Annotated in this window: 7 protein-coding genes; 6 read left to right on the forward strand and 1 reads right to left on the reverse strand. The window is 71.0% G+C overall.

Features of this window, described 5'->3' with window-relative positions:
* Positions 1–149: 149 nt before the first annotated feature.
* The 3 genes from ACLQ2Q_RS11430 to ACLQ2Q_RS11440 all read left to right on the forward strand — a co-directional run bounded on the left by ACLQ2Q_RS11430 (position 150) and on the right by ACLQ2Q_RS11440 (position 5,857).
* Positions 150–2,801: a LuxR C-terminal-related transcriptional regulator gene (locus tag ACLQ2Q_RS11430; protein ID WP_425820551.1), complete on the forward strand. Its 2,652-nt coding sequence runs from the start codon at positions 150–152 to the stop codon at positions 2,799–2,801.
* 69 nt (positions 2,802–2,870) lie between these two features.
* Positions 2,871–5,255 carry a PEP/pyruvate-binding domain-containing protein gene (locus tag ACLQ2Q_RS11435; protein WP_425820552.1) on the forward strand — a complete coding sequence of 795 codons (2,385 nt, stop codon included), beginning with the start codon at positions 2,871–2,873 and terminating at the stop codon, positions 5,253–5,255.
* A gap of 92 nt (positions 5,256–5,347) precedes the next feature.
* Positions 5,348–5,857 (forward strand): hypothetical protein, encoded by a 510-nt coding sequence (locus tag ACLQ2Q_RS11440; RefSeq protein WP_425820553.1) that lies wholly within the window; start codon positions 5,348–5,350, stop codon positions 5,855–5,857.
* Between the two features lie 652 nt (positions 5,858–6,509).
* Here the strand turns inward: ACLQ2Q_RS11440 and ACLQ2Q_RS11445 are convergent.
* Complete coding sequence (locus ACLQ2Q_RS11445; RefSeq protein ID WP_425820554.1) at positions 6,510–6,821, reverse strand: thioredoxin family protein; 312 nt, start codon at positions 6,819–6,821, stop codon at positions 6,510–6,512.
* A gap of 87 nt (positions 6,822–6,908) precedes the next feature.
* Between ACLQ2Q_RS11445 and ACLQ2Q_RS11450 the strand changes: the two genes are divergently transcribed.
* The 3 genes from ACLQ2Q_RS11450 to ACLQ2Q_RS11460 form a co-directional block, all read left to right on the forward strand.
* Positions 6,909–7,190 carry a metal-sensitive transcriptional regulator gene (locus ACLQ2Q_RS11450; RefSeq protein ID WP_214465560.1) on the forward strand — a complete coding sequence of 94 codons (282 nt, stop codon included), beginning with the start codon at positions 6,909–6,911 and terminating at the stop codon, positions 7,188–7,190.
* A gap of 29 nt (positions 7,191–7,219) precedes the next feature.
* Positions 7,220–7,546: a heavy-metal-associated domain-containing protein gene (locus tag ACLQ2Q_RS11455; protein WP_425820555.1), complete on the forward strand. Its 327-nt coding sequence runs from the start codon at positions 7,220–7,222 to the stop codon at positions 7,544–7,546.
* The coding region (locus ACLQ2Q_RS11460) for a cation transporter (protein WP_425820556.1) at positions 7,543–7,724 on the forward strand (182 nt) is incomplete at its 3' end. The genes ACLQ2Q_RS11455 and ACLQ2Q_RS11460, both read left to right, overlap by 4 nt.

The raw sequence follows: 7,724 nt of genomic DNA on the forward strand, positions 1-7,724 counted from the left end.
CACATCGGATCTGCGGCGCGTCATAGGGAATGAGTGGGACAGAGCAGAGCGTCGAAGAGCGACGAGCGGCAATTCGCATCCACGGCACGAGACCCGGTGCGCGCGGATCGCCCACGCGCTACCGTGTCGGCGAGGCCAAGGGGACCGGCATGCCGCAGATTCTGGGACGCGACGCGCTCATCGCGCGGATCGGCGCTGCGCTCGAGCGCGCCGGCCGCGCGGGCGGCGGAACGGTCATCGTGAGCGGTCCTGCGGGTGCGGGAACGACCGCGGCAGTCGCGGAGGCGCTGCGGCTGCGGGGAGCGAAGGCGCGGGGGGCGTCCGCTCCGCCGTCGACGTTCGCGAACGCGCCCAGTGAGCGGATCGAAGCGAGGTGGATTCACGACGTGCAGTGGATCGATGACGTGCAGCGCGCGCCCGATCTAGAGGCTCTCGCCCGCGCGCTCGAGCAGTCGTCCGGTGCAGCGGATGCCGCTACCGGGCTCGTCGTGCTGTCGGGCCGCGCACCCTGGGGTGCGGCGCTCGCCAGTCTTCAGCGAGCCGCGATGCGGGCCGACGGGTGGAGCGTCGTCGACGTGGATCCGTTGGCGCCCGAGGTGGCGGTCGAGATCGTGACCGCGGGCGAGGCCACGGCATCGCCCGGAGAGCACTCCGTTCCGGTCGAGGCGGCGACGGGATGGGGGCGCGCGTGCGGGAGTCGGCTTCGGCTGCTCGCCGCGGTGCTGCGCACCGACGGCGACCTCGCCGCGACTGCCGTGAGCCTCGCCGTCGACGATCTCCTCGCCGACCTGTCGCCGGCGGCACGTCGCCTGCTCGAAGCGATCGCGATCGGCGGCCCCGAGCCGCGGGCGGCGGCGGTCGAGGGGGTCTGGGCGAGAGAGCGCGCGACGTCCGGCGCGGGCTTCGACGAGACGCTCGCCGAGCTGGTCGCGGCCGGATTCGTCGATGCCGCGCCCAGCAGGCTGCGCTGCTCCGTGCCGGTCGTGTGCGACGTCATCGCGGCGCGGCTCGGTGCCGGACGCGCCGCGCTCCTCCACGTCGCCTACGTCGAGGCTCTCACCCGGCTCGGCGGCGTCGATCCGCGCGAGATCGCCGATCACGTCGGCCCGGTGGCCGACCGACTGCCTGTCGAGGTCGCGGCCGCGGTGCTGACGGCTTCCGCGGAGCGCCGGACCGCGGCATCCGATCATCTCGACGCCGTCGCCGACCTCGCGATCGCTGCGGACCTGCTCGAGTCCGCGGCGGCGAGCGGCTCGGTGCGAGAGCGGGCCGCGGCATTCGAGGCGCTGTCCGCCCTCGGCGCGGCGACGTACTACGCCGGCGACCTCGACGGGGGCGAGCGGGTGCTCCGCCGTGCGGAGCGGTTCGCCGCTTCTGCGTCGCCGGTGGCCGTGGCCGACCTCCAGCTGTTTCGCACGTACATCCGGGCCGACAGGGGCCAACACTCCGAGATCCCGCCGCTGCACGAGACAGGCTCGCGGCATTCTGTCGACGACATCGTGATACGCCTGTTCCTCGTCGATCGCGGTGATGACCAGGCCGAACTGGAGGCGGTGTGCGACGAACTGGTCGCGCTCGACCGCGACGACGCTGAGGCGGTCGACCGCGGCGCTGCGGCGCTCGGGCGGTCGGTGCGCGCGTCGCTCGCAGGCGACCTCGACGCGGCCCTGGCCGAAGCGGAGCGGGCGTTGAGCATCGCCGGCGACACCTCGGCGACCCTGTACGGCGGCGTCGAACGCGAGCTGATCCGCCTGTGCGTGCTGAAGGGCGATCTCGACGCCGCACTGCGTCATGCCGACGGCGACGGGTACGACTTCGCGGGCCGGGTGCCGCGGATCGTCGAAGCATCAAACGTGGTGCACGCGGCCAGTGTCGCGCTGTTGCAGGGTGACATCGCCGACGCGACCGAGCGCGCCGAGCGGGCTCTCACGATGACCCGGCTCGCCCCGGTTCCGCGCGGCCTTGTGCGGTGCGTCGCCTGGGTCGCCCTGCTCGGCGCCATGCGCGGCGACATGGCCCGGGCGAAGTCGCTCCTCGCGGAGGCGGCGCGCGCGTTTCCGCTCGACGAGAATCTGCGTCTCGGTGCGATCGTGCAGCTCGCCCGCGTTCAGCTTGCTCTGCGAGACGGCGGGCCGGTGCCGCCGTCCGTCGCGCTGCGCCTGGAGCGCACCGAGGGGTCGTCGCGGTTGTTGCTGCCGGTGCTGCTCGCACGCCTCGGGCTGCAGTCCGGCGATGACGCGACCGTCGCCCTCGCCCTCGCCGAGCTCGATCGGATCGGCGGCAGCCCGCCCGCCGAGGCGCTCGCCGAGCGCATCCGGGCACTGCGTCTGGTGCCGACCCGGCATCGACCCGAGGCGGCCGACCGCCTGGGCGCGAGCGCCGCGGAGCTCGAACGGCTCGGATTCCGAGGGCTTGCCGCCGAGACCCGTCTGGAGTGGGCTGAGCTTGCCGCCGAGGCTGCCGATCCTGCGGCCCGCACGCACGTCGTCGACCTCGTGCACTACTTCGACGCTCAGGGTCTGGACGACTGGGGTGATCGCGCGAGGCGCCTGGCGCGCACGCTCGGGGTGCGGGTGGGCGGCCGTCGCGGCGGCACCGACCAACTGACCAGGCGCGAGGCCGAGGTCGTCGAGCTCGTCCTCGACGGCATGTCGAACGCGGAGGTGGCAAGCAGGCTGTTCCTGAGCGAACGCACCGTCGAGACGCATCTGCAGCACGTGTACCGCCGGCTCGGGGTCGACTCGCGGCTGGGGCTCGTCACCAGGCTCGGCGCGCCGGGTGACAACTCGCCGGAGCACTGAAGGGCCGATCCGTGAAAGGTACGTGGCTACGCGGATGCCGCAGGCTGGCCGCGGGCGGACGATGAGGTCATGAGAACGATCGAAGCGATTCCGCTGGCCTCCGCGACTGCGGAGCATGGCGGCAAGGCCGAGGGTCTTTCCGCGCTGCTCGGCGCCGGCCTTCCGGTGCCGCCCGGTGTGGTGTTCGCCGCGGCCCCCCGGGCTTCGGCCGCCGCGATCGCCGAGGCCGCGGCATCCGTCGCCCGCGAGCACGGCTGGAAGGCGGTCGCCGTTCGCTCGTCCTCACCGCGAGAAGACGCCGCGACCGCGTCGGGAGCAGGCGCCTACTCGACGGTGCTGAGCGTGCCCGCAGGCGACCTCGGCGCGCTGACCTCGGCGGTCGACACCGTGCTCGCTTCGATCGGCGAGGCGGGCGGCGTCATCGTGCAGCGCATGGTGCCGGCGGATGCCGCGGGCGTTGCGTTCACGATCGACCCTGTCGCCGGTGCGCCGACCGTCGCGGTCGAGGCTGTGGGGGGCCTCGGCGCAGCCCTCGTCTCGGGGGAAGCGACGCCGTGGGGGGTGCGCCTGCCGCGGCGCCCGGACGGGACTGTGGCCCACGCCGACGTGGACGCTGACGACTCCGAGGACGCCGCTCCGATCGATCGGGCGACGCTCCGACAGCTCGTGCGTCTCGCACTGCTGGCCGAGCAGGCGCGGGGCGGCCCGCAGGACGTGGAGTGGGCGGTCGCGGGCGGTGAGGTCTGGCTGCTGCAGTCGCGGCCGATCACTGCGCTGGCCGAGCAGATCCCGGTCGAGGTCGTCGTGCCGCCCGGCTACTGGATGCGCGATCCGACGCACGGCCGGCTGCCGCGCTCGCGGATGACCGTGAGCGTGCTCGACGAGACCGTCGCAACGGCGCCGATGGTCCGCGAGTTCGGGATGCTCGCGACCTTCGCCGGGGCACGGATCGGCGGCTGGCACTACCTCACGATCGTGCCAGTGGGTGCGCCGCTGCCCGCGCCGGGCCAGACACCGCCGCGCCTTCCCGGCTGGCTGATCTCGACCCTGATCCGGCTGTCGGCCGAAGGGCGCCGGCAGCTGCGTGCTGCGCGCCGGGCGATGAGGACGGATGCCGCGGGCCGCCTCTTCACGAAGTGGGACGCGACCCTCCGGAGTGCGCTGCGCAACGAGATCCTGGCGTTTCAGGACGTCGATCTTGGCGGGCTCGACGATGCCGCGCTCGCCGCAGAACTGCGGGCGCGGGCCGCGCTGATCCGCCGCACCGCCGAGCTGCACTTCCGGCTCGCGATGCCGTACTCGCTCGGCATCCACGGGCTCGTGGAATTCTGCCGCGCGGAACTCGGCTGGACCCCGGAGCAGGCTCTCGAACTACTGTCCGGGCTGGCCGACGTCGCGTCGGAGCCCGGACGGGCGCTCGAGGAACTCGCCGCGCTCCCAGACGGTAGCGCCGAGCGGGCCGACGGCTACGAGCGATTCGTCGGCTTCTACGGCTGCCGCGCGCTCGACATCGAAGTGGCCGAGCCGACCCTCGCGGAGTCGCCGCAGCTGCTGGACGCGCTCATCGCTGCGGCGGCGCACGCCGGCACCGTCGACGTCGCCGCCGCGCAGGCCGAGGGGCGGCGTCGTGCAGCCGACAGGGCACGGGCCGCGCTGAAGCCGTCGCACATCGCGCGCTTCGACCGTCTGCTGACCGCCGCCGAGCAGGTCTACGGGCTTCGCGACGACAACGTGTTCCTCACCATTGACGCCCCACTCGCGCTCGTGCGGTATGCCGCGCTGGAGGCCGGGCGGCGGCTGGCCGACCGCGGCACGCTCGATGCCGCCGTCGACGTGTTCCACCTCACGGTCGACGAAGCGGCGCAGGCGCTCGGGTCGCGGCATCCGCTTGCAAGCACTCGTGAGCAGGCTCGAAACGGGCGGGGCGAGCGGGCATGGGCGATCGCCCACCCCGGCCCGTTCACGTACGGCGACGACCCCGGACCGGCACCTCGGTTCACGGCTCTGACCCGTGCCGAGCGGACGCCCACCGCGGCCGAGATGCTCATGGGCGACCTGATCATGATGACTGCGGTCGCCGGAGCAGATGAAGACGGCGTGCTCCACGGATCACCGGCCTCGTCCGGCCGCGTCACCGGAACGGCCCGGATCGTCCACGACGAGTCCAGCTTCCACCGGATCGAGCCCGGCGACATCGTGGTGTGCCCCGGGACGCGCCCGTCGTGGTCGGTCATCTTCCCGATGATCGGCGGGCTCGTCGCCGACGCGGGGGGTGCGCTCTCGCACCCCGCGATCATCGCGCGCGAGTACGGCCTCCCTGCGGTGGTCGCCGTCGCCGGCGCGACCGACATGATTCGCGACGGCGAGACCATCACCGTAGACGGCACAGCCGGCACCGTGCGCCGTCAGGTGAGGTCGGGTCAGCCAGATCCCGAAGCGGGGGTCCGAGCATGACGACGAGGAGTACGGCTCCACGCCGAGCGAGCGGGTGTATTGCGGTCGGGGGACTGCTCGGGTGTGCGTGGGCGGCCGGGCTGAGGGGCTTCATGGCGGAGATACCTGGCCCCGGCGCATCGGTGTTCGGATGGTACGCGACGTTTGTCGGGGTACTGCTCGGTGGCGCGATCGTCGGTGCGTTGTTGGGCTGGGCCGAGTACTTGCGCCGGACCGGCGGCCGTCCGCACTGGCGACTTCTCGCCCTGTCCCCGCTCGTGCTCGGCGTTCTTCCTCTCACCGTTCCCGGCGCGATAGCGCAGTTGTCGCGGGGAATCGGCACCGCTGGGATGGCCGTCGCGCTGCTCGGGATCGGGCTGGGATACGGCGTGTCGGGTCGGGGCCCGCTGGTTGGGCGAGTCCTGGCAGGGGGAGCGTCGCTCGTCGCTGCACTCGCACTCGTCCTGGCGACGACGGTGATCAGCGACGGCAGGGTCACGGTGACGGATCCCCGCGGGGCTTGGACGATGGTGCTCGGACTGACATCGATTCTCACCCTCGGCTTGGCGGCGTCTATCCCCTTCCGGCCCGTGACGGATCGTCTCCCGCGACAACTGCGGTAACAAGCCTCGAGGCGGCGAGGTGACCCAACGGTGCGCGTGATATATCGAGTTCCATGTTCACGCCGCTTCCTTCTCGTCGGAAAACTTGTTTGCCGCCGCGTACGTAGCGAATGCTGTCCTATGGTCAACGAACTTCAGGATCATGTCGCCCTTCGTATAGCGGTCCGTGAAGTAGGTCCCCTCAACCTCATCCGGCCTTAGGGAGGCGGGCATGAGGTTGCAGGCACCGGCACTCCGCATGCCCGGTGTAGGGAACGGCACGAATTGTCCACGGGGGCCGCATCACAGCGGGCTATCGACTCGAGAAATGTCCATCTGACACCCGCGTCATCGTTGCGGAAGATGTCAACCTGACCTTGAAGCCGGCGACCCGTAGGCGGATCGTCTTGCGCTATACGGAGCTCACCCATACGCACGAGCACTATCCCGACAGCCACCACCGGCACTCGCACCCGACGACATAGCGTTTCGGTCGGGAGCAGGTCCGCGCGTTCGCCTGGCGAGTGGTCAGTCGGCCGCGCGTCGGTCGTTGTGCAGCCGTAGCGCGATCCATAGGCCGCAGCGCCGGCACACGTATCCGGCGGTGCCGTGCAGCGCGTGGACTTTGCGTCGGGGCAGGGTTCGCCCGCAGCAGGAACATCGGACGGCCGCGTCAGCGTCCACGTGCGTCGATCGCTGCAATGAGCTGCTCGGTCGTGGGGAGTCCCGCCAGCCCGGTGGGAGTCAGATAGACCCGGCAGGCGAGGTCCACGGTGCGGCCACCGCTGGGGAACAAGTCCTGGCCGTCGACCGTGATGGTCGGAGAACCCGCGAAGGGGACATGGGCTGCGTCCGCGGACGTGCCGAGCAGTCGGTACATGATGGTCGTCTCACCGAACCCGGTCGCATCCAACGCTTCGCTGAGGCGGCTCCCGGCTTCGATCCAACTTGGGCAGTCCTCGATGTGCAGGACCTCTATGTTCATTCCCTCATCCTCCGCCAGCGCCTTTCAATACCAAAGGGATCAGTGGCGATCAGCCCAAATTACCCTAGGGGGGTATAGTATCGAGATATGAACGGGTACGCAGGGAACAAGGACGACCTTCTGAAGCGGCTGAGCCGCGCGGAGGGTCAGGTGCGCGGGATCGCGCGGATGGTCGAGAACGACAAGTACTGCATCGACATCCTCACGCAGGTATCTGCCGCGACCAGCGCGCTGGAAACAGTGGCGCTGTCCCTGCTGGCCGATCACCTGTCGCACTGCGTCGCAGAAGCGACCGCGGAGGGCGGCGCCGTCGCTGCGGAGAAGATCCGTGAAGCGAACGAGGCGATCGCCCGCCTGGTCCGTTCCTAACCACACCCCCCGACCGAGAGGACACCATCATGACCACGAACGAGCGCACCGACCTGGGCCTGACCGATTCCGCCGCCGGATGCAGCTGCTGCTCCACCGCGTCCGCCACCGACACGCGCGTTGCCGTATCAACGACCACACAGGATGTTCTGGTGGACGGGATGACCTGCTCGCACTGCGTGATGAGCGTCACAGAGGAGATCACCGCGATCGACGGGGTCGAGAACGTGTCGGTCGATCTGAACGCGGGCGGCTCCTCGCGTGTGACCATTCACAGCGCCGCACCGATCGATGCCGCACGCGTGCGTGCCGCGGTGGAGGAGGCGGGGTACGCCCTCGCCGGCAGCCCTTCATGAGCGCGCTCGATGTGGAGCTGGAGATCTCCGGGATGACCTGCGCGTCCTGCGCGACGCGGATCGAACGCAAGTTGAACAAGCTCCCCGGAGTTGAGGCGACAGTCAACTACGCGACCGAGAAAGCCCGCGTCCGCGCCGACGGTGTCGAGGCGGCGGAGCTGATCGCGGCGGTCGAATC

Source organism: Microbacterium sp. DT81.1 (assembly GCF_049844955.1).
GTDB lineage: Bacteria > Actinomycetota > Actinomycetes > Actinomycetales > Microbacteriaceae > Microbacterium.